This window comes from Pantoea sp. EKM10T (genome assembly GCF_011800685.1).
In the GTDB taxonomy this organism is placed as follows: Bacteria; Pseudomonadota; Gammaproteobacteria; order Enterobacterales; family Enterobacteriaceae; genus Pantoea; species Pantoea agglomerans.
Window position 1 is genome coordinate 85,079 of the sequence record NZ_JAALEU010000008.1, and the last position, 25,847, is coordinate 110,925.

At 56.9% G+C, this 25,847-nt stretch carries 20 protein-coding genes and 1 tRNA gene; 4 read left to right on the forward strand and 17 right to left on the reverse strand.

Going from position 1 to position 25,847, the window contains the following annotated elements:
* Nucleotides 1–36: 36 nt before the first annotated feature.
* The 5 genes from bcsC to bcsR are packed head-to-tail and all read right to left on the reverse strand — an operon-like array spanning nt 37 to nt 9,318.
* Nucleotides 37–3,504: a cellulose synthase complex outer membrane protein BcsC gene (gene bcsC / locus HFD95_RS16060; protein ID WP_167430489.1), complete on the reverse strand. Its 3,468-nt coding sequence runs from the start codon at nt 3,502–3,504 to the stop codon at nt 37–39.
* The gene (gene bcsB / locus HFD95_RS16065) at nt 3,497–5,785 is read right to left on the reverse strand and encodes a cellulose biosynthesis cyclic di-GMP-binding regulatory protein BcsB (protein WP_167430490.1); all 2,289 of its coding nucleotides are present in this window, start codon (nt 5,783–5,785) and stop codon (nt 3,497–3,499) included. The genes bcsC and bcsB overlap by 8 nt, the downstream gene beginning before the upstream one ends.
* A 4-nt stretch (nt 5,786–5,789) precedes the next feature.
* Nucleotides 5,790–8,393, reverse strand: coding sequence for a UDP-forming cellulose synthase catalytic subunit (bcsA, locus tag HFD95_RS16070; protein ID WP_050680412.1), 2,604 nt, complete (start codon nt 8,391–8,393; stop codon nt 5,790–5,792).
* Complete coding sequence (bcsQ, locus tag HFD95_RS16075; protein ID WP_010257415.1) at nt 8,390–9,121, reverse strand: cellulose biosynthesis protein BcsQ; 732 nt, start codon at nt 9,119–9,121, stop codon at nt 8,390–8,392. Before bcsQ ends, bcsA begins: the two co-directional genes overlap by 4 nt.
* Nucleotides 9,121–9,318: a cellulose biosynthesis protein BcsR gene (gene bcsR / locus HFD95_RS16080; protein ID WP_010257416.1), complete on the reverse strand. Its 198-nt coding sequence runs from the start codon at nt 9,316–9,318 to the stop codon at nt 9,121–9,123. The genes bcsQ and bcsR overlap by 1 nt, the downstream gene beginning before the upstream one ends.
* A gap of 206 nt (nt 9,319–9,524) precedes the next feature.
* Here bcsR and bcsE point away from each other — a divergent pair, with 206 nt between their 5' ends.
* Genes bcsE through bcsG form a run of 3 tightly spaced genes read left to right on the forward strand, consistent with a single transcriptional unit; the run spans nt 9,525 to nt 12,909 of the window.
* A complete protein-coding gene (gene bcsE, locus HFD95_RS16085) occupies nt 9,525–11,060 on the forward strand; it encodes a cellulose biosynthesis protein BcsE (protein ID WP_167430491.1) in 1,536 nt (511 codons plus the stop codon).
* Nucleotides 11,060–11,248, forward strand: a complete 189-nt coding sequence (gene bcsF, locus HFD95_RS16090) for a cellulose biosynthesis protein BcsF (RefSeq protein ID WP_010257418.1) — start codon at nt 11,060–11,062, stop codon at nt 11,246–11,248. The genes bcsE and bcsF overlap by 1 nt, the downstream gene beginning before the upstream one ends.
* On the forward strand, nt 11,248–12,909 hold the full coding sequence (gene bcsG, locus HFD95_RS16095) for a cellulose biosynthesis protein BcsG (protein ID WP_167430492.1): 1,662 nt from the start codon (nt 11,248–11,250) through the stop codon (nt 12,907–12,909). Before bcsF ends, bcsG begins: the two co-directional genes overlap by 1 nt.
* A gap of 128 nt (nt 12,910–13,037) precedes the next feature.
* Here bcsG and HFD95_RS16100 read toward each other — a convergent pair whose 3' ends face one another.
* From HFD95_RS16100 to HFD95_RS16145, 11 genes are all read right to left on the reverse strand, one after another.
* Nucleotides 13,038–14,045 carry a glycosyl hydrolase family 8 gene (locus tag HFD95_RS16100; RefSeq protein WP_167430493.1) on the reverse strand — a complete coding sequence of 336 codons (1,008 nt, stop codon included), beginning with the start codon at nt 14,043–14,045 and terminating at the stop codon, nt 13,038–13,040.
* A 124-nt stretch (nt 14,046–14,169) separates the two neighbouring features.
* Nucleotides 14,170–14,301 carry a hypothetical protein gene (locus tag HFD95_RS22245; RefSeq protein ID WP_256378170.1) on the reverse strand — a complete coding sequence of 44 codons (132 nt, stop codon included), beginning with the start codon at nt 14,299–14,301 and terminating at the stop codon, nt 14,170–14,172.
* Nucleotides 14,302–14,543: 242 nt separating this feature from the next.
* Entirely contained in the window at nt 14,544–15,566 is a 1,023-nt protein-coding gene (gene dppF, locus HFD95_RS16105; protein WP_010257422.1) for a dipeptide ABC transporter ATP-binding subunit DppF, read from the reverse strand.
* On the reverse strand, nt 15,556–16,542 hold the full coding sequence (gene dppD, locus HFD95_RS16110; RefSeq protein ID WP_010257423.1) for a dipeptide ABC transporter ATP-binding protein: 987 nt from the start codon (nt 16,540–16,542) through the stop codon (nt 15,556–15,558). The genes dppF and dppD overlap by 11 nt, the downstream gene beginning before the upstream one ends.
* A gap of 12 nt (nt 16,543–16,554) precedes the next feature.
* Nucleotides 16,555–17,457 carry a dipeptide ABC transporter permease DppC gene (dppC, locus tag HFD95_RS16115; RefSeq protein WP_013359639.1) on the reverse strand — a complete coding sequence of 301 codons (903 nt, stop codon included), beginning with the start codon at nt 17,455–17,457 and terminating at the stop codon, nt 16,555–16,557.
* A 9-nt stretch (nt 17,458–17,466) separates the two neighbouring features.
* Nucleotides 17,467–18,486 carry a dipeptide ABC transporter permease DppB gene (gene dppB, locus HFD95_RS16120; protein WP_022624833.1) on the reverse strand — a complete coding sequence of 340 codons (1,020 nt, stop codon included), beginning with the start codon at nt 18,484–18,486 and terminating at the stop codon, nt 17,467–17,469.
* 171 nt (nt 18,487–18,657) lie between these two features.
* A complete protein-coding gene (gene dppA / locus HFD95_RS16125; protein WP_167430494.1) occupies nt 18,658–20,268 on the reverse strand; it encodes a dipeptide ABC transporter periplasmic-binding protein DppA in 1,611 nt (536 codons plus the stop codon).
* 1,221 nt (nt 20,269–21,489) lie between these two features.
* Nucleotides 21,490–21,566 (reverse strand) — tRNA-Pro (locus HFD95_RS16130).
* Between the two features lie 125 nt (nt 21,567–21,691).
* A complete protein-coding gene (gene eptB, locus HFD95_RS16135) occupies nt 21,692–23,383 on the reverse strand; it encodes a kdo(2)-lipid A phosphoethanolamine 7''-transferase (protein ID WP_010257429.1) in 1,692 nt (563 codons plus the stop codon).
* 321 nt (nt 23,384–23,704) lie between these two features.
* Complete coding sequence (locus HFD95_RS16140; protein WP_167430495.1) at nt 23,705–24,133, reverse strand: organic hydroperoxide resistance protein; 429 nt, start codon at nt 24,131–24,133, stop codon at nt 23,705–23,707.
* Nucleotides 24,134–24,228: 95 nt separating this feature from the next.
* Nucleotides 24,229–24,693: a MarR family winged helix-turn-helix transcriptional regulator gene (locus HFD95_RS16145; RefSeq protein ID WP_010671641.1), complete on the reverse strand. Its 465-nt coding sequence runs from the start codon at nt 24,691–24,693 to the stop codon at nt 24,229–24,231.
* A gap of 62 nt (nt 24,694–24,755) precedes the next feature.
* On the opposite strand from HFD95_RS16145, the gene HFD95_RS16150 reads away from it, so the two are divergent.
* Nucleotides 24,756–25,349: an HD domain-containing protein gene (locus tag HFD95_RS16150; RefSeq protein ID WP_010257434.1), complete on the forward strand. Its 594-nt coding sequence runs from the start codon at nt 24,756–24,758 to the stop codon at nt 25,347–25,349.
* A gap of 41 nt (nt 25,350–25,390) precedes the next feature.
* Here HFD95_RS16150 and HFD95_RS16155 read toward each other — a convergent pair whose 3' ends face one another.
* Nucleotides 25,391–25,687 carry an HTH-type transcriptional regulator gene (locus tag HFD95_RS16155; RefSeq protein ID WP_010257438.1) on the reverse strand — a complete coding sequence of 99 codons (297 nt, stop codon included), beginning with the start codon at nt 25,685–25,687 and terminating at the stop codon, nt 25,391–25,393.
* Nucleotides 25,688–25,847: the final 160 nt, after the last annotated feature.

The following is a 25,847-nucleotide window of genomic DNA, read 5'->3' on the forward strand; positions in this document are numbered from 1 at the left end:
TACCGTCTGAAAAGTCCGGCTTTTTCCCGGTCGGGATTATTTAAAATCCGCGTAAGGGGTCAGCGGATGTGGCGGCATATCCAGATCCCCTTCCCAGCCTGCGGCAGAGTAACGCACGTAGATAAGCCCGTGGCTTGGGGTATAGTCTTTTGCCTGTTGAATATCGACGCCCACCCCGATAAACCAGTCGGGTGTGATACGACGTTCAACCACGCCCTGCAGCGTATACCCCGTGCCGCTGCCGGTGCTGCTGGCGGAAACGGGATTGCTGGCCAGAGTAAAGCCGGGATTGACCGGATAGCGCTGCTGCGCATCGGTTTTCGAATGTGACCAGGAAACCGAGCCGCCCAGGTCGAACGACCAGTTTTCTGTCCGCTGTCGCCAGGTGACCGGCACGGAAAAGGAGAGATACTGCTGCGGACTGTAGTAGCCGCCCTGACCGAAGGTGTAATCGCTGAGATCCTTCTGATAGTGCCAGAGCATACTGTTAAGCCCGACGGTGGCCCGGCGATTATCGCTATTAATGAGCTTGTAGTAGTAGCCGGCCATTAAGCGCTCGCGACTGTTATCCGCAACGTTTTTACCGGTGATCTGATGCGCACTGATGTCGCCCCAGACACCGTGTGCGCCGCCCTGATCGTAACTCAGCCCGATGCTGCCACCCGTTGCCACTACGCCGCCCCAGCTTTTTCCACCGTTGGCTGATGGATCGCGCGCGCCCGCATAGGAAAGCAGCGAACTGGCGATCGGCCGTCGCGAGGCGGTCAGCGTCACGCCAAGATCCCTGACGTCAGTTTTCCAGCTCAGGCCGCCGGTCCAGTTGGTCACCTCAAAGCCCAGCGGCGTGGTACCCAGATCCGCTGACCAGCGGTCATTATGCCAGCCGACGCCCAGCGCAGTGCCCTTGGCGCGCTGACTGGCATCGCGACTGCATCCGCCGGAACTGGCGTCGTCGCAGCTACCAAACTGCTCGTCGAAGCTGCCGTTGCGGGTGGTAAAACTCCCTGCCGAGACGTCCACCCGGTCGAGCCGGAAAAAGCCGCGTCCGTCGGCAAACGGACTTTCCGCCTGCAGCATGGTGGTATGGGCAGTAAAGTCGGAGACCCCAGCCGTACCCTTATTACGTGAATAGTCCTGCTGCACCGTCAGCGTGGTCTCACGCTGACGATAGAGATCTGCGGTGTCGCTGCGAATACTGCGCTTCAGCCAGTCATCCTGTTCCTGAGAACGTGTCGCGCGGCTGATACTTTCGCCGCTGCCGATACCGCTGGCCGTCATCGCCTGACGATAATCCGCCAGCGCGATCTCTGGCTGCTGCTGTGCGCGCTCCAGCCGTGCCGCATCACGAAACACCAGTGCCTTATCCTGCGAAGGCGGCAGTGACGCAGCGCGCTGCTTCAGGCTGGCAAAGCGCACGGCAGCCTGCGTGGTTTCGCCCACCGCCTGCCATGCCAGCGCGGCGCGGCGATCGGCATTAAGAGTGTTGGGCTGGGCTGGCTGCTGCTCAAGTGCCTGTCGTGCTTCGCTGTTGCGCTGGAGCGCGACCAGCGCTTCGATTCGTCCCAGCGCTGCGTCGCTGTTGTCAGCTTCACCTGACAGCACCTGCTGATAGATCTCCAGAGCCTGCTGCGCGTCCCCGCGAGCCAGCGCCCAGTCGGCCAGCGTCAGGTTGCGTTGGCTGGAAACCGGCTGCTGGTAAAGCAGCGTCACCGCTGCCCGCTCCTGCCCTGCCGCACGAAGCGCTTCGGCGCTGGCAAAAATTTTATCCTGCCCGAGCCGGTCAGCCAGCTCATGCATATTGCTGTTCCACTGCGTTTCAGGCAGGCGATGCAGCGTTGCCAGTGCGGCGTCATCATTATCCCGGCTGGAAAGGTAGAGCGCGGCAGCGTAGATCGCGGTCGCATCGCCGGGATGCTGCTGTTGCAGCGTCGCGATCTGCGCATCCGCCTGTTGGATGGCCCCACCGTCGCGTAGCGCGCTCGCCAGCCGATAACTGAGCCAGACGTCATCCGGCTGCAGCGCCAGCGCCGCCCGATACTTCTCTGCCGCCTGCGGCCATTTATTCTGCCGGGCGAGCGCATCGGCCTCGGCGCGCAGGCTGTCACTGCGCAGCGCGCGCAACGTTCCCGCCATCTCGCGCTGCTGCCCGGCGGGTAGCGTACTGATAAACTGCATGACGCGGGCAGGCGACTCGGCCTGATAAAGCCCGGCCAGGCGACGCACGGTGGTGGTGTTGGTCGCGTCCAGCCGCAGCGCATGCTGCCAGAACAGTTCGGCACCTGCCGCATCTTTGCGCGCCATCGCCACATCGCCCAGGCCAATCAGGGCATAGCTGTCGGTGCTATCAATTTTCTGTGCGGCGCGGTAGGCGCGTTCGGCTCCCTCAACGTCATGCTGCGCCAGCGCCTTGTCGCCCTGTTCGACCACCAGCCAGTAACGGTTAGTCTGCAGCAGTGACTGCCATTTGCCGATCAGCGTGCTCTGCTTGCCCGCCTCAACGGCGCGTTCCAGCCAGAGCACCGCCACATCACGATGGCCGGCGCGTGCCTGAGTCTGCCCCATTGCACCCATCAGTTCGGCGTCGTTGGGGTTATCCTTCAGTGCCCGGCTAAGCGCTGCCATCGCATTATTCACATCGCCCGCCTCGACCAGCGCCAGGCCACGCATCCGCTCGCGATAGGCGGGATCGGCGAGCTGCGCCTGCTGCTTCGCCAGCACTTCCGCGCCCTGCTGGTGCGCGTCGCCGTCGGTAAAAACAGCCAGATAATCCTTTAACTGCGCCACGCTGCTGTCGCTGACCGGCTGATCGTTGATCTGCTGCAGCCAGAGATCGGCGGCGGCGGCGCGTCCGCCGTTGCTGTTTGCCAGCTTTTTCAACTGCGCTATCGCCTGCTCCGGCTGCTGTTGATCAAATGCCATGCGTGCAATTTGCAGCTCAACCCCGATATTGCCCGGGTAGCGCTGCTCCAGCGCCTGCAGCTGCTGGTAAGCGACGCTCTCCTGACCGGGAGTGCGTGCCAGCAGCCGCCAGTATTCCAGCGCCGTATTCGCATCCGGAAAAACCCCTCCGAACAACGCATCGTAAGCACTTTTCGCCTCCGCCAGGCGCCCCGAGGTGGCGAGCAGGCGCGCCTGCTGCAGCTGCTGCCGTCCATCCGACGACATCAGCGTCAGGCCGACGGCGGATTCACGCGTCGCGGCGGAGTCGGGCGCAACCTTTTTCAGCTGCTCCAGCAGCATCTGCGCTTTAGGGATATCGCCCTGACGCAGCGCCAGCCGCAGGCGAGCCGCCAGCACCTGCGGATTATCGGGATCGATCTTCTCAAGCCGGTAGAGCGATTGCTGCACCAGATCGTATTTGTTGGTCGACTCACCGGTGCGTACCTGTGACAGCAACCATTCGACCGGCGACACCTCCGGTCCGTCGACCGGTGCAGCCAGCCCCGGCAGCGCACTCAGTGCGCCGAGCAGCATGCCTGCCCGCAGCACCTGTGCGTTATTCATCTTCATCCAGTAAACGACGACGGGTAATAATTCGCATCAGACGCCAGGTCATCAGCGCAAACAGCACCACTACAAAGAGTGCGCAGAGTGCCAGCCAGAAGGGATGGACGGAGAGTAGCGACCAGAGACGCTCCCACCACGGCAGATGACCAACGTAGTAGCTCTCTCCCACGCGCAGACTGTTAACCCCTGACTCGCGGATCACCACGGTGGAGCCAGACATCGTGCCACGCTTGCCGCTGTCACCCATCGCCTCGTTGAGCAACTGCCAGCTGCGCGGCGTACCATCGGCGAGCAACGCAACAACGCTGCGCTGATCGTAAAAAGGTGACTGGAAGCCAATCACCGTTGCCAGCGGGCCGCGGGAGCTGATAGTCGTCGTGCTTTCTGCCGCCTGCTCGCGCTGACTTTGCGGGTTCACCTCCGGAGTGATTTGTCGCACAGGCTCTTTCAGCCAGCTGGCGGTGGCGTCAACGAGCGCCGGGATCCGCTGGTCATCCTGAAGATCTTTGGGGATGACACCGATCATCAGCAGATCCACATCCTGCTTCTTCGCCGTGGCCCAGTCATCGGTCAACTGAACGCGCAGCGCCGGATAGCCTGTTTGCGCACCCATATTGCCCAACGTGTTCAGCAGCGTGCTGACCTGCTCTGCATCGGGTTTTGGCGGCATCAGTACCAGGGTTTGCGCCAGATCGGCGTAGCGGCTGAACGGAAAGCCCGCATTCGCCCAGGCGCGCAACGACGGCATTTCGATGTAGTGGCGATAGCCGGAAAAATCGATGCTGGAATTGTCGTCCACCACCACATGATGCGTAATCGGCGTTACAGTTTCGCAGCGTCCATCCGCGTTGCCGCTGATGGTAATGTTGGCGTAATCAAAATCGAAGCGCAGCTGATTCACCACCCCGAGGCGCAGCGCCGGAATCAGCAGCTCATGGCTCTTGTCCAGCATTCCCTGAATCAGTGGAATATGCAGCAGCTGCTGACCCGTCGTATTTTTCGGCGGCAGCGGATAATCCTGAATGAACTGATTATTCAGGTTGACCGCCAGCCGTGAGCCATCCGACTGGAAAGGCGCGGTATAGCGATAGCTCAGATCCATGTCGATACCGCGCGCGCGAACCAGGAAGAGATCGGGCGGCAGATTGAGGGTCAGGCTGACGGGATTAGGCTGCACCCCATCAGACTGCAACTGATTCTCATATTGCGTCAGTTCGGCGAAAGTGGTGCGGCGATCGGTCCGCACCCAGTTAGGGGCGTCATAAGCCTGGCGCGGGGAGAGCAGCTTCACGCTGTCGATGGTTGAGGTATCGCCGCGCAGCAGCAGCTCACCCTGGGCGATACCCTGAACCGCCGTCAGCAGGTCCTCATCGTTGCGTCCCAGAATCAGCAGCATTTTTTCATACGGATTATCGGGCTGGCTGACAATCTCTACTGTGGGTTTCGTCACCGGCGGCAGATCTTTCAGGAAATCCGGGCGCGCATCGTTGGTGGCAAACACCACCGCATGCTGCTGTTGCGGCAGCTGGTTATACAGCACCGGGAAACGCTGCCCGCGCCAGCCCGTTTTGCTGCCAAACCAGGAAGCAAGAATGGCGGCAGCCCGCTGCTGCGTGACATCCGGCTGGGCGCTGAACACCATCGGCAGAGTCAGCGGTCGCGTATCCCGCGAATCAAAAAAGGGTTCCGGGAAGTGGGAGAGGTCATTTTTCAGCGGCAGTTTTTGCAGCGTCAGATCGATGCCGCTCTGTTTGCCGATATCCAGCCAGATTGCGCTATTGGCAGGATTTTCACAGACGTTGGCGTAGTGGCCCACCAGCTCGAAACGCACGCGGTTAAAGTCGGCGATGTAGCGCGGATCGATCGACAGCTGCGTCTGGATCTCTTTACCCAGCTGTTCCGGCGTCAGGGTAATCAGACCGACCAGCTCATCATTGAGATAAACCTTCAGCTGCGACAGCGTCGGCAGCAGTGCGGGCGAAGGCCGAAAGCTGAGGTTCAGCAACGCGCGCGTCACCACCTCATCGCTGCGCACACCGAACTCAATCTGTCCGGTAGTGCGGGTGCCACGCAGCGTCATGCTGCCAGGCGGCGGTGCCAGCTGGGCAAAGCTCAGCTGGCTGTTCCGCAGCGGCGCGCCGTTATCCTGCGGTAAAGATTGCACAGGCGTTACACCATTGATGTTTGCGGGCGCGTCCTCCTGCGCGGCGGCACAGCTTAACGTTGCACTGCCCAGCAGCAGAGCGGCAAACCACCTGTTTACTCTCGGTATCGTCATATCATCAACTCAATGCGTTTTTTGAAGCTGGCACACGTCCGATGCCTTGCGGCAACAGCGAAGCCAGCCAGCTCACCCCAACGGTAAGCAGGTTAAACAGCCGACGTAACTGCGGCGGGCCATATTCCGCCAGGCGCAGGTAACCTTTGAAACCGAGGATCATGATATCGGCGAGGCTCTGGACCGGTTTATCTTCCGGAAAACCGTCCTGCCACAGCGCCCAGGTATCGGCGCGGGCGAAGGTACACTGGATAAATTCAATATGCTGCTGAGTGGTCAGTTGATGGAGACGCACGCCAGCCCGGTGGCCAAAGACACGCTGCACCTGGCACGGGAAGCTGAACTCCTGCTGTCCACGACGCAGCAGCAGCCACACTTTTTCATTCTCCCGCAGCGCATCCGGCTCGCGCATCTCCAGCCCGACGCCGCCGTCAGAGTAGTCACGCAGCGTACAGGGCAGCATATGACCATCTTCGCGTGCAATGGCGGCCGGCATGGCGATCTCCACCCGGTGCGCCTCACGGATCTGCCGTGCTTCAACCGAAACCGCTACCGCACCGCCAAGAATAATCATGTTGTAGAGCACCCAAATCAGGCTCACCCATACCGTCAGTACCTCATTGGCCGGACCGTGCTGCATGCGCCAGAACGCCATCAAAACCCCTGCGAGGTTGAGCAGCACCAGCAGCATATAGGGCTTGGTTATCACCCAGTCCAGATGCTCCTCCTCTACCAGCCCGCCTTTTGCGGTGACGTTAAACTTCCCTTTATGAGGATTGAACAGCGCCACGGTGGTAGGCCGGGCGATATACCAGGCCAGCACCGTCTCGTAGACCTCGCTCCAGAAAGAGTGTCGCCAGCGTCCCTGAATACGCGAGTTGGTGAGGCTGGTATGCAGCATATGGGGCAAAACATAAATGGCGATCGCCAGCGCAGGTGCGTAGATGATGTAGGCATGACAGAGCAGAAACGCCAGCGGCGCCAGCAGGAAGACCAGCCGCGGAATGCCAGAGAGAAAGTGCAGCATGGCGTTGGCATAACAGAGCCGCTGTACCCACTTCAGCCCCTTACCAAATAGCGGGTTATCAAGGCGGAAGATCTGCACCATACCGCGTGCCCAGCGGATGCGCTGTCCGATATGCGCTGACAGACTTTCGGTCGCCAGTCCGGCCGCCTGAGGAATGCGGATGTAGGCCGAAGTGTAGCCGCGCCGGTGCAGCCGCAGCGAGGTATGGGCATCTTCAGTAACGGTTTCCACCGCAATACCGCCAATTTCATCCAGTGCGCTGCGGCGCAGCACGGCGCAGGAGCCGCAGAAAAAGGTGGCATCCCAGGTATCATTACCGTCCTGCACCAGCCCATAAAAGAGCGAACCCTCATTGGGCGTACGACGAAACCGCCCGAGATTGCGCTCAAACGGATCGGGCGAGAAGAAGTGATGTGGCGTCTGCATCATCGCCAGCCGGGGATCTTTAATAAACCAGCCCATGGTCATCTGCAAAAAGGCGCGCGTCGGCACATGGTCACAGTCGAAAATCACCACAAATTCGCTGCGGCAGTACTTTTTCAGCGCGTGATTGATATTGCCGGCCTTGGCGTGCTCATGGGTGGGACGGACGACATAGTTGATACCCACGCTGGCGGCAAAGTCGCGGAATTCCGGCCGGTCGCCGTCGTCGAGCAGATAGATATTCAGGCGGTCTTTCGGCCAGTCGATGCCCATGGCAGCGTAGATGGTGGGTCTGACCACGCTGAGCGGTTCGTTGTAGGTTGGCACCAGCAGATCGATGCCTGGCCACTGATCCCGATCGACAGGCATCGACACCGGCTGACGGTTAAGCGGCCAGAGCGTCTGAAAATAGCCCAGCACCAGCACCACCCAGGCGTAGGTCTCTGCCGCAATAAGCAGCAGACCAAACACCAGACTCAGCGGATCGTCCCAGTTCAGCGTCGAGGTATAGCGCCACCAGAGGTAGCGGCACGATACGGTCAGCGACAGCACAATCAGCATCATGGTCGGGAAACGCCCCGGGACGCGTCGTACCAGCATCGCCAGACTCCAGAGCAGTACCACAAAGATAAACTGCGTCATCAGGCCAAACGGCTGGCTGATACAGAGCAGCGCCAGCAACGTGGCAAACAGGGCAGTGACGGCGAAGAGGCTGCGTCGCACCAGCGGCGACAGCCGCTTCAGCCAGTGTTCGATGCGCACATCGATTCCCTGGGTCTGTGAGTGGGCAACGGCCTTGTCCAGCCAGCGGTAGCCATGGTGGCGCCAGCCAGACAGCGCACCGAGGCCACGGAAACCGCCACGAGCGCGATCGCTCTGCGGCAGGATCACCAAAAGCCACAGCGTCTGGATCAGATAACGCAGGATATCCAGCGGTCGCGGCCGCTCCGGCGAAATGTGCGGATAGAGCCGGCGGCGCTGCTGAATAATCCGCTGCCAGCCCGGCGTTTCGAAGCGAAGCAGCATCAGGCCCAGCACCGACCAGAACAGATGGAGTGCACTGGCGAAGCGGGACGCGCCATTGCCTCGCGCGGTGGTATAGCCCCTGTGCAGCGATTGCCAGGCGGGCGCTGTTAACAGCCAGCACAACGGATTCAAGAGCTCACTCCATTCAGATTGAGCAGCAGCCAGCTTGCCAGCGTGATGATCTCTTCACTGACCAACGCATGTGGCCGGTATTCACCGACCGGCTGCTTCATCATCAGCGCTTCTGCCAGCGCCTCATCCCGGTGGATCAGCAGCGGTATCAGCGGATTCAGCGAGGCCATCCAGAGCTGATGCAGATCCTGCTGCAGACGGCTGTTGGCATTAAACTGATTGATAATAAACCGGGTGCGCGCCGGAAACTGGCGCTGGCTAAGCCGTAAATGGCAATTCGCGTCTGGCTGAGTGACGCACAACAGGCTGTCCAGCGTCGGATAGAGCGTTTCATGCCAGGGCAGGGTATCGGCAGGCAGATCGAAAATAATCCACTGATAACGCGCCCGCAGGTCCGGTAATGCCTGGAGCAGCGGCGCGGCGATCGCCTCATTCTGTCTGGCAATAGTCAAAGCATGCTGATGGGACAGCACCCCGTGAGGCAGCAAATCAGGACCATCGGGATAGCGAAGCCCGCTGTGCTGCCAGTCACCGCCCTCACACAGTGCTTTCATCCAGCCATTATCCTGCTGAGCGGGCAGATTAAAATGCACGCCGAGCTGGCTGACCGGGGAGCCATCGATCAACAATACTCGTTCGCCGAGTGCCGCCAGCGCCCAGCCTAATCCGGCACAAAGAGAAGTCGTGCCGACGCCGCCCCGTACGCCCTGAAGCGCGATCTGCGGCATCAGCGATCGGTCTCAGACTGGCTGGCAAGGGTTTCCGCTAACAGCGGCCAGCGCGACACGATCGCTTTCAGACGCTCTTCCCGCGCAATGTCGACATAGCGGAAAGAGTGCAAAGAAAACGCATCACGTAACGCACTAATATCATCCTGACGATCGCCATCAGCGGCAACAGGGTTATAGAGATTGTGGTTTTTCATTACTGTTCGCCAAAAATAAAACAACGTCACACTCAGGATGACCGACTGCGCGTACGCGTAAAGGAAAGTTGAAAAATATTTCCAGAAACGCGGCAATTGCAGAACAATGTGAGCCGGCCTGTGATTAGCAATGTTTAAATTTCTCAGGTTACATCCCGGCCTGTCTATAATAAGCTAGCCTGGACTGGAAAAATAACGAATTCAATATGAAAAATTCTTTTTCGCTGGGGCTGTTGCATGTTCAGCCTGAATTAACGGCATTGCAAACGCCTGGCTGTTATTGGGTGACCTGTGCGCGGCAGGATGACGCCCGCACTTTTATTCGACAGGTAATTTCACATCAGCAGGCCGTAACGCTGATCAGCGCTGACCAGCCGCCGCGTGATTTGCTGACGCCCGACCCACCTGGCGGACCCGATCGTATTCCGCTGTTTTCTCTTTCCAAAAGCAAAGGCAGTTTGTTGCAGCTGGAAAGTGATTTTCTGCGCACGCTCGGCAGTAAAAATGGGTTGGTGATATTTAATAGCAGCGCAGCGCAATGGGATAAGCTTGATGACGCAGAATTATCCCGCTGGATAAAGGGCATGCGTCAGACGCTGCATAAAAGAAAGCTCACCCTTTTAATCGTGACCTCCGACACCACAATAATAAATCTGAGTAATCATCTTCAGCGTTATTTTCGTCAGCTGGATGGCGTTGCGCATTTGAGCTTTCAGCAGGATAGCTGGCAGTATCGAATTAACTGGTGGTATGCCGCGGAACGCCTGCTTGCCGATCGGGCAATACGTCTGGGCTGTGAAAATGAGCGATTTTTTACCTTAAATGAAAAGCAGGAACCACTGAGCCTCAACGATGAGCAGCATTATCTTGCGGACAACATCGTGCTCGAGGGCGCGCCGCCGCTTTCACGCCAGTGGCAACTGTTCGAGGATAATGAGCAGGTCTGGTTGCGGGCGCAGCAGGCCAATGCCGCAACGGTGATTTTCAGCCTGACCCGCAGCGAATATATCAACGAACTGGCGAAGATGGTGCACAGCCTGCGTCGTACACGCGGCAACGGCCTGAAAATTGTGGTGCGCGAGATGGGTGCCAGCCTGCGTTATAGCGACGAACGTCTGCTGCTGGCCTGCGGTGTAAACGCCATCGTCCCGACCAACGCCACACTGTCGCGCTTTCTGACCACGCTGGAGGGCCTTCAGGGACAGGTGTTTAACCGTCGCGTTCCCGCCAGTCTTGAGGTGTTAACCGCTTCGTTGCAGCCTCTGCATGAGAAAGGCTACCTGCGTCTCGATGCCTTCTGTCAGTCAGTCGGCCAGTTGATCAGCAATACCCTGCTGCCGGAAAATGACAAGGGCCTGCTGGTCGCGTTGCGGCCTGTGCCACAGCTTAAGCCTCAGCAAATCCTGACGCTCTGTAAACCGCGCCGCTTTGGCGACCTGGTCACGGTACTGGAAGATCGTGTCATCCTTTTCCTCTCTTCCTGCCGCTATAACGACCTTGATAAGGCATTGAAATATATCTTTTCTCTGCCTCACGACGAGCTATTTGCTAACCGGATGGTCTGGTTTGAGGATAATCAGATCCTCGCAGAAGTCAGCAATATTAAGAAACTGACGCCGATGGCAATTCAGGATCTGGCTCCGGTATCAGAGACGGCCCGCGCCGCCGTTGAGAGCCGGCCTGAAACACATGAACGCGCTGCACCGCAGCCCATCACTTTACTGCCGGAGAACAAAGCCTGATGAATCTGATGGACTGGGTACAAATTGCGCTACTTATTCTGGTTATCTTGCTGTTTTTAAAGCCATTATATCAAAAATGGCTACCCCGTCGCTGGAACGGCATCATGAATCGTCTGTTGCCAGCGCGCGCGCTTAAATCGGAAGGTCACTGGCAGCGTCAATCCTCTGAAACGGATAGAAAAAATTAATGAATACTGATCAACCCGCGGCGGCCTCCTCTTCCCGCTTCTGGTCCTCCTGGCGCGGACTGGGCGGCTGGAATTTCTACTTTTTACTGAAGTTCGGCCTGCTGTGGTATGGCTATCTCAATTTTCACGCCCTGAGCAATCTGGTGTTTCTCGCCTGGCTGCTTTTTCCGTTACCCTCGGCGCGCCTGCATCGCATCCGCCAGTTGATCTCGATTCCGGTTGGCATCGCGCTGTTCTGGCACGACACCTGGCTGCCAGGACTCAGCAGCATACTCAGCCAGGGCGATCAGCTGGCGGGCTTCTCTGCGGCCTATCTGCTCGACCTGGCCGATCGCTTTATTAACTGGCAAATGGTGGGAGCCGCCTTTGTTCTGCTGGTTCTCTATCTGTTTGTTTCACAATGGATTCGCATCACGGTGCTGGTTTCGCTGATGCTGCTCTGGCTTAACGTGCTGACGATTGCTGGCCCGGCGATGTCGCTGCTGCCGACCCGGACGGCCACGCCACAGGTCGTATTGAATCAGACACCCAGCGGCGGCCAGCCAGCCGCCACGCCGGATGGACTGGAGCAGTCTGCGCCGCCGACCAGCGCGAATCTCACCGCCTGGCTGAACCGCTTTCATGAAAGTGAACGCCAGCGCGTGACGCATTTTCCCGACAATCTGCCTGCCGATTCGCAGCCTTTCGACATCCTGGTGATCAATATCTGTTCGCTCGCCTGGTCTGATATGGATGCTTCTCAGCTGCGTAACCATCCGCTGTGGCAGCATTTCGACATCATGCTGAGCAATTACAACGCCGCGACCAGCTACAGCGGACCGGCAGGTATCCGACTGCTGCGTGCCAGTTGTGGCCAGACCTCGCATAGCGATCTCTATAAACCTGCCGATCCGCGTTGCTATCTGTTCGACAATCTGGCGAAGCTGGGCTTTAAAGAGCAGTTGATGATGGATCACACCGGCGTATTCGGTAACTATCTGAAGGAGGTGCGCGAGGGCGGCGATATTCAGGCACCGCTGATGTCACAGGCGGGTATCGCACCAGAACTGACATCATTCGACGGCTCGCCGGTATTCAACGATGCGCAACTGATGCAGCGCTGGCTGGACGACCGCAGCAAAAGCAGCGATGCACGCAGCGCCACTTTCTACAATCTGATCCCGCTGCACGACGGCACCCGCGAACTCGGCAGCACCAAAACGGCACCGTGGAAACCGCGCGCGCAACTACTATTCGATCAGCTTGATGCCTTTATGACGCAACTGGAGAAGTCGGGCCGCCGCGTCATGGTGCTGGTGGTGCCCGAGCATGGCGCAGCATTGCAGGGAGATAAGATGCAGATGTCCGGCCTGCGCGATATTCCCAGCCCGGATATTACTCACGTACCGGTGGGCATTAAGTTCGTCGGGATGAAGGCGCCGCATCAGGCTCAGCCATTGAACATTGATGCGCCGACCAGCCTGCTGGCCTTGTCAGAGATTGTGTCGCGCGTCGTAGATGGGCAGGTATTTAATGCCCCGAATGTGAATATGTCGGTGCTGACTGACAAGCTGCCGCAGACGCCGGTGGTGTCGGAAAATGACGGTGCAGTGGTGATAATGTATCAGGGCAAACCCTGGATCAGGCTGAACGGCGGCGACTGGGTCGCCTATCCGCAGTAACGCGTAACCGCCGGGTTGCAGAGCCGTGACCCGGCAGTTAAAGGCGGGTCAGGCGCGGCGCCTGCTCCCTGTTGAGCGCGTGGCTGTCGATGGCAGAATAGCGGCCAGTGCCGCCATTCTGCCAGTTATCAGCGCTTCTCCTGAAACGCCTGCCAGGTCAGCAACTGCAGACTGGCAGAAAAGTAGTTCTGATCCGCAGCCAGCTTATCGCTCAGATAGCCGGTTTCATTCAGCGTCAGGTCACGTACCGCCAGCAGCCCGCCCTCAAGATGGTAAGGTGCTGGGGCATTCGCCAGCACGTCGAACCAGGCGGGTGTCAGCATGCGGCTGTAACCCTGCCAGACGCGCTGAAACGGCACCAGTGCCAGACTGTGCGGGTCATACCACCAGATGTTCAGCGGCACGCGAATCGCATCGTAACTGAAGCGGTTCGAGTAGCCGACGGCCGGGGCAACCGAACCGTCGGCATTCAGTGCGACCCAGTCCATTGGCAGCCCGGTTTTGCCAAAGCTCAGCTTACCCAGCAGATCAAAGCCATCGTTAATCAGCTTATCCCAGACCTGAAGATGGCTGTGTTCACCAAACTCGCGCCATGCCTGAAACAGGAAGTAAGAGGGATTGAGCACCACATAACTGACTTTGTTAAAGCCCTGCGCACCCGGCAACAGCACGGTATAGCCGCCAAAGCTCGTGACATCCAGCCTGATAATGGCGCGCTGAATACGGTCAGATTCCTGCTGGTAGCTCTCCACCTGCCATTTCTGTGCAGCACGCTGTAGTGCCCAGGCCAGCAGTACATCACCATCGGAGGCGTTATTTTTATCCTCGACCGGATTGTCGGTATCTGGCGTATAGCGCCAGTAAAACAGATCGTTTTGAGGGTTACCTAACTGGCTGCGCGTCCACTGCCACAGCCGATCAAAGGTGGCGCGATCGTCATTCGCCACCGCCAGCAGCATGCCGTAGCCCTGGCCCTCAGTGTGACTGACATTATTGTTGGCATTGTCGATGACCCGCCCTTCAGCCGTCACAAAGCGACTTTTAAAGTTGTCCCAGCCGCTGGTCGTAGCCTGCGCGCTGCCAGCCAGCAATAAAATAGCGCAGATCCATCCCAGCCAGAGTGGCTTAATGTTCATTCCCGCATCCTATAGATATTGATGATATTGTGTACTGCTATCACTCAGTTCAGACATGCCCCACGGTCCTGCACTTCGCATGCCAGCTGCCAGCAAATCGCGCCCGACGACAGCGGCCTCATTGTTATTCCTGCTTGTTACAACACAGCCATTCCGCCTGTAATTGACCGGCATGGGCAATCGTATCCTCTATCAGCTCGCTGCTTTCATTGTAGTCATCAACGGTGCGATAGCCGGGCAGACGGCTATCGAGCACACTTTTACTCCGTGTCTATTCTGCACCAGGGTTTTAGCCGGCGCTGTTTTTACTGCACCCCTGCCGCAAAACATCGCAGCGAGAAGGGAATCGGGTGTCGGCAACAGCTGCACTCGCCCCACCAATGATGCCTGATAATGCCAAAAGGAGAAGCCGGGCGCGATGCGTTTGCCGTCGCGCAGGCGGCACCGTGAGAAAGGGAAAGCCCATTAAAAAAGGCTCCCGCAGGAGCCTTATCACGTTTAACCGACCTTTTCTGCCACACCGACCGGTTGATTCTCATCCTGATCAACCGCGAAGCAGGCAATCTCCTGTCCGCCATAGTTTTTCAGCTTCGGCTGCAACTGCACGCAGGTGCCAAAACGTCGGTGGCAGCGCGCATTAAAGGCGCAGCCCGGCGGTGGATTAAGCGGGCTGGGCAGTTCGCCGGTCAGCTTAATGCGCTCACGACGGTCGTCTGGATTAAGCCGCGGCGTCGCTGACAGCAAAGCCTGAGTATAAGGATGGCGCGGGTTGGCAAAAATTGCCTCTTTGCTGCCCTTCTCAACGCACCGGCCGAGATACATCACCATCACCTCATCGGCAATGTGTTCCACCACCGACAAATCGTGCGAGATAAAGACATAAGAAAGCCCCATATCCTGCTGCAGATCCATCATCAGGTTAAGCACCTGGGCACGCACCGACACGTCGAGCGCCGAAACCGGCTCATCGGCAATCAGGACGTCCGGATCGAGCATCAGCCCACGTGCGATGGCGATACGCTGACGCTGCCCGCCTGAGAACATGTGCGGGTAGCGGTCGTAGTGCTCGGTTTTCAGGCCGACTTTTGCCATCATCTCCAGCGTCTTCTCGCGGCGTTCCGCGCGGGTCAGCTGGGTATTAATCACCAGCGGCTCTTCCAGAATCTGGCTTACTTTTTTGCGCGGATTGAGTGAGCCGTACGGGTTCTGGAACACGATCTGGATTTTCTGGCGACGCAGCTTCTGCGCCTGGGGATCATGTTTCAGCAGATCCTGACCGTGCCAGTAAAGCTGCCCTTCGGTCGGGGTTTCAATCATCGTCAGCAGGCGGCCCAGCGTGGATTTACCACAGCCTGACTCGCCTACCACCGCCAGCGTTTTGCCGCGTTCCAGATTAAAAGAGACGCCATCCAGCGCTTTGACCAGACGCTCCTGACCAAACAGCCCCTTCTTCACCGGGTAGTGCTTCTTCAGATCAATCGCCTGCAGCAGGAACTGATCTTTAGTGGTTTCATGACTCATAAGTTGGTCTCCCGGCATCGTCCAGCGGATAGTGACACTTGGACTGGCGTCCTGGAATGGTGCGCAGTTCAGGTTCTTCCTGACGACAAAGGTCAGTCGCATAGGGGCAGCGTGGATTAAGCAGACAGCCAATCGGGCGGTCATACTTGCCCGGTACCACGCCAGGCAGCGAGGCCAGGCGTGCTTTATCGGCCGCAAACTCTGGCAGCGCACGCAGCAGCGCCTGCGTATAAGGATGGCGCGGCGCCTTAAAGATATCGGTCGCTTTCCCGCTCTCCACCACCTGACCGGCATACATCACGATAATGTGGTGCGCCGCTTCTGCCACTAACGCCAGATCGTGAGTAATCAGGATCAGCGCCATGTTCTCCTGCCGCTGCAACTCCAGCAGCAGTTCGATGATCTGCGCCTGAATGGTCACGTCGAGCGCCGTGGTCGGCTCATCGGCGATTAACAGCTTAGGCCGACAGGCGATCGCCATGGCAATCATCACACGCTGGCTCATGCCGCCCGACAGCTGGTGCGGATAGACATCGAGCCGTGACGCGGGATCGGGAATACCAACCTGATTCAGCAGGTCGATCGCCCGCTGACGCCGGGTGCGTTTATTGCCGCCCTGATGCACCTTGATCGCTTCCATGATCTGGAAACCTACGGTGTAGCAGGGATTCAGGCTGGTCATCGGGTCCTGAAAAATCATCGCCACTTCGGCGCCCACCAGCTGGCGGCGCTCACGTTCGGAGATGTTCTGCAGGTCGCGCTGGTTAAACTCCAGCTTCTCAGCCATCACTTTGCCGGGGAAATCGATCAGCCCCATGATCGCCAGGGAACTCACCGATTTACCGGAGCCGGACTCGCCCACGATACCCACGACCTGGCCCTGCTCAACCTGATAACTGATGCGGTCAACCGCGCGGAACGGTGCTTTATCGTCGCCGAAATGCACCGATAGTTTGTCTACATTTAATAACGCCATCTCGGTGCCTCTTTACTGCTTGAGTTTCGGGTCGAGTGCATCACGCAAACCATCGCCCATCAGGTTAAATGCCAGCACGGTAAGCAGAATGACCAATCCAGGGAAGGTCACTACCCACCAGGCACTTTGCGCATACTGCAGAACGTCGGAGAGCATCGTGCCCCACTCCGGCGTTGGCGGTTGCGCACCCATACCGAGAAAGCCCAACGCCGCCATATCGAGAATGGCGTTGGAGAAACCTAATGAAGCCTGCACGATCAGCGGTGCAAGGCAGTTAGGCAGAATATTCACAAACATCTGGCGCAGCATACCGGCACCGGCCACGCCTGAGGCGGTCACATAGTCGCGGTTCACTTCCACCAGCACCGCCGCGCGGGTCAGACGGATATAGTGCGGCAGCGCCACAAAGGTCAGCGCGATAGAGGCGTTAACGATCGAAGGGCCAAAGATGGCGACCAGCACCAGCGCCAGCAGCAGGCTGGGCAGCGCCAGCATGATATCGACCACACGCATGATGATGGCATCGACCACGCCGCCGAGATAACCGGCCAGCAGGCCAAATATCACGCCGAAAATCAGTGACAGCACCACCACCAGGCAGCCAACCAGCAGCGACAGGCGCGCGCCGTACATCAGACGCGACAGCACATCGCGGCCTACATCGTCGGTGCCCAGAATGTAGCTCCAGTTGCCGCCTTCCTGCCAGACCGGCGGATGCAGCAGCGCATCGCGGAACTGCTCAGCAGGCGCATGCGGGGCCAGCACATCGGCAAAAATGGCGCACAGCAACACAATGATGATGTAGACCAGGCCCACAACGGCACCCTTGTTACGTTTAAAGTAGTGCCAGAATTCCTGAAACGGGGTCATCGGCTTGGGTGCAACGGTAACGCTGCCGGGATCAACAACAGACATGATGCCCCCTTATTTCTTATGACGTATGCGCGGGTTAACCACGCCATACAGCAGATCAACCAGCAGGTTGACCACAATAATCAGTACTGCTGTCAGCAGCACCCCGCCCTGCACCACCGGATAGTCACGGCGCTGCAACGCTTCAATCAGCCAGCGACCCAGGCCCGGCCACGAGAAGATGGTTTCGGTCAGAATCGCCCCGGCCAGCAAGGTGCCGACCTGCAGGCCGATCACCGTAACCACCGGCAGCATGGCGTTTCGCAGCGCATGCACTACGATCACGCGCATCCGCGTCAGGCCTTTGGCACGCGCAGTACGGATGTAATCTTCACCCAGCACTTCGAGCATCGCCGATCGCGTCATTCGCACAATCACCGCCAGCGGAATGGTGCCGAGCACGATGGCAGGCAGAATCATGTGCATAACCGCATCGTGGAAATCGCCCGGCTCACCCCAGAAGAAGGTATCGATCAGCATAAAGCCGGTCAGCGGCATGGTGTCATCCAGGAAGACGGTGTCGCCGACCCGCCCGGAAACCGGCGTCAGGTTGAGCTGTACCGAGACCAGCATGATCAGCATGATGCCCCACCAGAAGATCGGCATGGAGTAGCCGGTCAGTGAGATCCCCACGGCGGTGTGATCGAAAATCGACCCCCGCTTCACGGCGGCCATGACCCCAACCGGGATACCAATGGCCACGGCAAATATCATGGCGCAGAAGCCGAGTTCCAGCGTCGCTTTGAAGCGCGGAACAAACTCATCCCAGACCGGGATGCGGCTCTTGAGTGAAATGCCCAGGTCGCCATGTAATACGCCGTTAATGTAGTTCAGGTACTGTTTCCACAGCGGCTGATCCAGACCTAACAGCGCCATTAACTGTGCATGGCGTTCAGGAGAAATACCGCGTTCGCCCGCCATGATCAGTACCGGATCGCCGGGGATCATGTGAACAAATGCGAAGGTGAGTAATGTAATACCGATAAACGTTGGGATGACAAGGCCCAGACGTCGGAGTATGAACTGCAGCATAATCCGGGTTCTCTCTTGTCCGCGCGACCGTCGCCGCGAGGGTAGTTATTGCTTACATCTGACGATCGGGTAGGCCCGACCGCGACGCAGACAGGCTGCGCCTCTACCGTTTCCAGTAAAACAGGGAGATAAAGCCGGGGCGACGCGCAGCCACCCCGGAAAAGGCGACAATTATTCTTTAATGTCTACCTGAGCAAAGTAGTGTCCGCCCAGCGGATCGACTTTGTACCCGGAGACTTTCTTGCTGACCGGTTCGTATACCGTTGAGTGCGCGATCATCAGCGCCGGTACCTGGTCATGCATCACAACCTGTGCCTGCTTGTAGTACTCGATGCGCTTCGCCTGATCGGCGGTGGCGCGAGCTGGCTGAATCTGATCCTCAAAGGATTTATCACACCAGCGCGAGTAGTTAGAGCCATCTTTTGCCGCTGAACAGCTGAACAGGGTGGCCAGGAAGTTATCCGGATCCCCATTGTCGCCGGTCCAGCCCATCATGACGGTCTGGTGCTCGCCTGCTTTGGCGCGCTTCAGATATTCGCCCCACTCGTAGGTGACGATTTTGGCTTTGACGCCAATCTTCGCCCAGTCGCTCTGGATCATCTCAGCCATGCGGCGCGCATTCGGGTTGTAAGGACGCTGAACCGGCATTGCCCACAGGTCGATTGAGAAACCATCTGCCATGCCCGCTTCTTTCAGCAGCGCTTTGGCTTTCTCAGGATCGTAGGCGTAGTCTTTCACGTCGTCGTTATAGCCCCACATCGTTGGTGGGATCAGGTTTTTAGCAGGCTGACCTGCACCCTGATAAACGGCTTCGATAATCGCCTTTTTGTTGACCGCCATGGTCAGTGCCTGACGCACTTTCAGGTTATCCAGCGGTTTTTTCTCAACGTTGTACGACAGATAGCCGACGTTCAGGCCAGCCTGCTCATACAGGTTGATGTTTTTGTCCTGCTTCATACGCGCGATGTCAGCCGGGTTTGGATAGGGCATGACCTGACATTCGCCCTTCTGCAGCTTGGCGTAACGCACTGAAGCATCCGGGGTAATGGAGAAGACTAAGCGATCGATTTTCGGCTTGGTGCCCCAGTAATCCGGGTTAGCTTTGTAAAGGATGCGCGAATCTTTCTGGTACTGCAGCAGCTGGAACGGACCGGTACCGACCGGGTTCAGGTCGACATTTTGCGGGGTGCCCGCTTTCAGCATGTTGTCAGCGTACTCTTTCGACAGAATCGAGGCGAAGTCCATGCCAAGGTCAGCAAGGAACGGCGATTCAGGACGCGTCAGCACAAAGCGCACGGTGTTCTCGTCCACTTTTTCAATTTTGCTGACCAGCTTCGGCATGTCCATGCCTTCGAAATATTCGTAGCTGCCGCCGGAGACGCCGTGATAGGCGTTGTTTTTATCCAGCTGGCGCTCAAAGGTGAACACCACATCATCCGCATTGAAGTCGCGCGTCGGTTTGAAATCTTTGGTGGTCTGCCACTTCACGCCTTTGCGCAGGTGGAAGGTGTAAGTTTTACCGTCTTCACTGACATCCCACTTCTCTGCCAGCGCAGCGTGCAGTTCGGTGGTGCCGATAGTGAACTCAACCAGTCGGTTGTAGATCTGACGTGAGCTGGCATCGTAGGTGGTGCCCGAGGTGAACAACTGCGGGTTAAAGCCTTCCGGAGAACCTTCAGAACAGTAAACCAGGGTTTTTGCCTGAACACCGGCGGCGACAGTCATAGCAATCAGGCTCAGACCGACCTTCAGCATCCCGGATTTAGCCAGGGAGTTGATCATGCTTTTGCTCCATTGTGATGTGATGTTGTGTGTATTGCCCGACCTCTGATTTTTTTATGCGGTTCAGGCGTACCACCGAACAGGTGGTTAAAGCACGCTACGTTTTTTTGTTTTTTCTTATGCAGATGGTGCATTCAGAAAATTCCGTAACTGTGCGTTTATTGACGCATCAATTTGTCAACAGTTGCAAAGAACGTCAATACAACGGTTACTTATTTACACAGAGTGTGAGGGATAGCATGCAACGGTAATAAAAACCCTTTCGGCCTAAAAGCCATACAATGCACAGCGCTGCTGGTCTGATTTCCGTGCATTGTGCTGGATGGTTGTTCTATCGCTAGTGATTCTCACCGCTAAAAAACTTAAAACTTTTACCGGCAAATGTTGAATAACTGAACGATTCACCGTGCGTTATGACGTTCATCCAGCGGAATATGCTGGTAAAGAAGCATAAGAAATCAGCATGTTGCCGCTTTCGGTCATAAGAAGAATGTGTCGCGAATTATGATCGCATCTCTTATATGGCAAGGCCTGCCAGCGGGTAAGTGATGATAACAACGGCTGGTAAACGGAATGCGCGGTGGATGGGGTTTACTGGAACTTTCTGGAAAATCATAGCCAGAGGCTGAAAGCGAGGGAAGGTTCAGGGAAGAGGATGTGGCATGAATGGCTGTCAGATCGAGACTGCTTCGGAAACACGGCCAGATCGGAAAGGCGCTTTAACCATCCATGGACGTTCAGCGGTAAGAATGTGAATGCTTAGCTGTCAGATCGAGACTGCTTCGGGAACACGGTCAGATCGGAAAGGCGCTTAAACCATCCCTGGACGCTCGGCCCACGCCGTCCCTGGCGTGGGACGCTTTCCTCCTCTGCCCGTGTTCCCTCCGCCTTGAGATTGTTCATTGCTGTCAGAGTCACTCTGATTTGGATCTGTCAGTTGTCTGAGATGCTTCTGTAAGTACCTGATGCGTCTGCCAAACGTGAAGCGAAGGGAGCATACGCCTGTAGCAAAGCATCGCGGGCCAGGGATGGCCCGCGTTGAGCCTGCCAGGGATGGCGTTTTTGCGTCTTTGCGAAAGGCGTATGCTCCCTGAAGCCCACTCAGCGGTAAGAATGTGAATGCTTAGCGGTCAGATCGAGACTGCTCAGGAAAAACCGCCCCTGCCGTTGGTTTTCTAAAGACGAAAAAAAACCTGTCTTTTCAGACAGGTTTCTTAAATATGGTCGGCGAGAGAGGATTCGAACCTCCGACCCACTGGTCCCAAACCAGTTGCGCTACCAAGCTGCGCTACTCGCCGATGGGGGCGCATGTTACTGCTACCCCCGATCAGCGTCAACCGCTTTTTATGCTTTTGCCGCCAATCGCCTGGAAAGCACGCGGTTACCGGGAATCAGCCGCCTGCTTTACCCTTTTCGACCACTATTACAGCGGTTTAGCCTGACCATTACCCGGTGCCTGACACCAGTTGTTGGCCGGGTTAATGCCGCCATCTGGCGAGGTGTAACCCAGACAGCCCAGGATGGTATCGAACAACTCAACGTGGCGATGGGTCCGGCCCACGCGCTGCTGCGCCTGCAGACGCTCAAAGTTGCTGCGGTTCTGACTGTCTTCCAGATACTTATCTGACGCCCAGACCATCATCGGCACACGGAACTGCTCAGGCGGAGCCATCTCACGCGGCGTGCCGTGCAGGTGCATATTCTCGCTAATCGACTCACCATGGTCGGCGGCATAGAAGACGATCGCCTTCTTATCACGCAGCTGATCCAGCACGCTATCCAGCATGCTATCGACATACAGCACCGAGTTGTCATAAGCGTTAATCAACTGCGCTTTGCTGCAGGTCTCATCCACGCCCATACACTCCGGCTGATATTTCGCGAAGCTGCGCGGATAACGCTGTGAATAGAGGTAGTGCGAACCTTTGGTGTGCAACACAATCAGATGCTTACCTTTCGGGAAACGATCCAATGACGCTTTCATCTCCGGCACCAGCAGCATGTCATCCACCGCTTTGCCCTGATTACGCTTCTCTGAACCGATCTGCTCACGGAAGGCAAAATTGTTGGCATTGATGTTGTCGTAGAACCAGACTTCGCTCTGCATCGCAAACAGCTCAGATGTGAAGCCCAGCTCTTTCATCACCGCAAACACATTCTGCTCTTTCAGCGTGCGGCCCGGATTATCCATAGTGCCGCCTTCGCGCACGAACATGCAGCGCAGTGACAGCTTGGTCGCGGTATCACAGGACTCGCCCCGGAATGCCACCAGGTTCTTCTCTTTCGACAGCTTCGGCGTTGTGTCACGCTCATAGCCCAGCATCCCCATGTGATCCCAGCGCGTGGTTTCGCCAATCACAAACACCACATAGGTATCATCAAGCCCGGCAGGCGCGACGTAGGTAAACTTCTTCGCCGGATCCAGCAGTTCCTGGCTGTTCAGCGACTCATCCACACGGGTCCAGGCAAACAGGCCCACAGCCGCCAGCCAGTTCGAAGGAAGATAAGAGTGCGCCACCACACCGCCGTAACTCGGCAGATCGATGTTGGTGATCTCTTCGTTATGCTTCTGCAGCTTGTCGAAAAAACGAATCGGCAGCCAGACCAGTGCCACGCAGAGCAGCATGATTAGGGTAGGTTTCAGGCGCTGTCCCGGCGTACGCAGCTGTTCATTCAGCGTCATGCTCAGCTTATTGCGCCAGATCATCAGCAGTGGCAGCGCGCTGACCAGCACCATCCACAGGATGAAATGGTAACCAATCACCTCTTTAGAGAGATCGGTGTCAGTCGTCATCACCGAAGCCACAATGCCGTAGCCAATCACCACGTTAAAAAACGCCATGTAATAGGCGGCGGCAACCGAAATCAGAACAATCAGCGTGGCCAGCACGCGATAAAACCACTTTCCTCCCAGCGACAGCAGACGCATCAGGAAGAAAGTCAGCACCACAATGGCCACTACCTCGGTGACGGCAGTCAGCCAGTTCGTAACCGTAGAGTGCCTGAGAAAACCGTCAAAACGACGATAGAAAATCGGCAAATTCAATAAGATACCGAGATAGAGCGCCAGCAAGAGCGATAACTTCTGCTGAGTCAGGGTTTTAATGTAATTCATGAAAAAAGGTGTTTCTCCGGTGTGAAGCGCTTGACCAAATCTTTTATGTGACTGCCGAAACGCGGCAGAGTTCGCTGAATAAGCGGACCGGACAAGATGAAGGAAAATTCTGAACGGATTTACAGGCTATAACGCGAGGTGGCTCAGTAAAACATGGTCGCGTTTGATAGACCAGAAAATAATCGTTGTCGACCTGATTAGCACATTTTTTGTACACATCGAACAGGAACGGCCGGGTGGGCTGTTGCAGACAGCAGCAGGAGAGTGAAAATGACAGAGGAAAAAAAGTGCGGGCCTGATAATTTCAGGCCCGCAGCACGCTTAGCGAATAATGTTCAGCGTGACATCGATGTTGTTGCGGGTGGCGTTTGAGTAAGGACAAACGATGTGTGCCGCATCAACCAGCTTCTGCGCTTCTGCTTCATCCATCTCTGGCAGATGAATGTTCAGGGTCGCTTGAATACCAAAACCATCAGGGATAGGGCCGATACCCACTTCACCTTCGATCCAGGCGTCTTTTGGCATGGTGATTTTGTCACGGCCCGCCACAAACTTCATCGCGCCCAGGAAGCAGGCAGAATAGCCCGCAGCAAACAGCTGCTCCGGGTTAGTCACTTCGCCGCCTGCACCGCCCATCTCTTTTGGCACGCCCAGTTTCACGTCCAGTACACCGTCAGAAGAGGTTGCACGACCATCACGACCACCGGTTGCTTTGGCTTTGGCGCGGTAAACCACTTGTTCTAAAGACATGACATTTCTCCGTTACGCTATTTAATCGCCCACTACTTATACAGCCGTAATCAGGCGGTGAGGTTTAACGGGTGCCGCGCACCCGTCAGCAATATTTATCGTGACTTATTCAGGTTATCTCGCAACCCATCCAGCTGTAATTTCAGCGCCAGCAGAGCGTCATCATCACAGGCTGTGGCACACTTAACCGCTTCAGGAATGGCTTCAGCCCTGGCCCGTAACGCCTGCCCGGCTTCGGTCAGCGTCACCGCAACCTGCCGTTCATCCTGACGGGTTCGCTGCCGGTTAATCAGGCCTGCACTTTCCAGTCGCTTCAGAAGTGGCGTTAATGTTGCCGAGTCTAAAAAAAGCTGCTCGCCAATCTCTGACACCGTGACATCATCTTTCTGCCACAACACCAGCATGACCAGATATTGAGGATAGGTGATGTCGAGCTGGCTCAGCAACTGACGATAGACTTTATTCATCGCCAGGTTGGCAGAATAAAGCGCAAAGCAGAGGTGCTGATCGACCAACAGTGGCATCGTTTTCACTTTTTTGTCATCTTGATCACAGTTCATGGTTAATAATATAGATAGCGCGCTAGATAATTGCAAGCAAACTTTTTGTCAGGGGGAAAGGCATGCAGGATTCACTGGAAGAACAGGCGCGTCGCTTCGCCACCGAGGCACATGCCAGTGCCGGACAGCGCCGCAAATATACCGATGAGCCTTATATTGTTCATCCGGCAGCGGTGGTGGAACTGGTGCGCAGCGTCAGCCATGACGACGCGTTGTTAGCGGCGGCCTGGCTGCACGATACCGTGGAAGATACCGCAACCACACAGAGCGATATCGAAACCCACTTTGGTACGCGCGTGGCAAGCCTGGTAGAGATGCTGACCAACAGCGCACCCGCTGGGGCAAAAAATCGGACGGCCCGTAAACTGGCGCACTTCCGCCATACAGCCAGCGCCAGTCCTGAGGCACAAACCATCAAACTGGCTGACATCATCGATAACACCCGCGCGATTGTGCGTTTTGATCCCGACTTTGCGCGGGTCTACCTGGTTGAAAAGCAGATACAGATTGAGTTGCTGAAGCAGGGAGATGCGCAGTTATGGCAGCAGGCTTCAATGATTATTGAAAGCGGACTCGCACAGTTGCGGGAGCCGCCCTATAGCGTGCCGGAGAGCTGGTTTGCCAGACAGGCGGCTAAATACAGCGAATTACGCTAATAAAAAACCCGCCAGCGGCGGGTTCTTTTCGTGATATCAGTTTATTCAAGCAACTGCCGTCCCAGATAGGGATTGGCATGTAATAACTTCATCAATTTCTGCGCCGTCGCGGAAGGACGGGTACGCCGGGCTTCCCAGCTTTTCACGGAAGAAACGCTCACGCCCATTACTTTTGCAAACTCATCAACCTGCATGCCGGTCATTTCACGCAGACGCTGCGGCTCTGGCTGGGCGGGTTGCTGACGCTGAATAAGTAACTCGGCGGCGCGATCATCACGTGTCAAAACAATCTGCTCAAGGCTGCTGAGCAATTCAAACATCGGGTCTTTTAATTCCATAGAGAACTCCTTAAAAACTCGCTATGAAGCACGTGAAAGTAGAGAGGTACGAGCCTGAAGTCAGGACTCTGAAACCGGGCCTGTTTCAGGCTGGATCCCGCAAGGGTTTATTTTTGTTATGAGAGAAACCATTACGGGACACAGCCTGCGGTGCACTGCT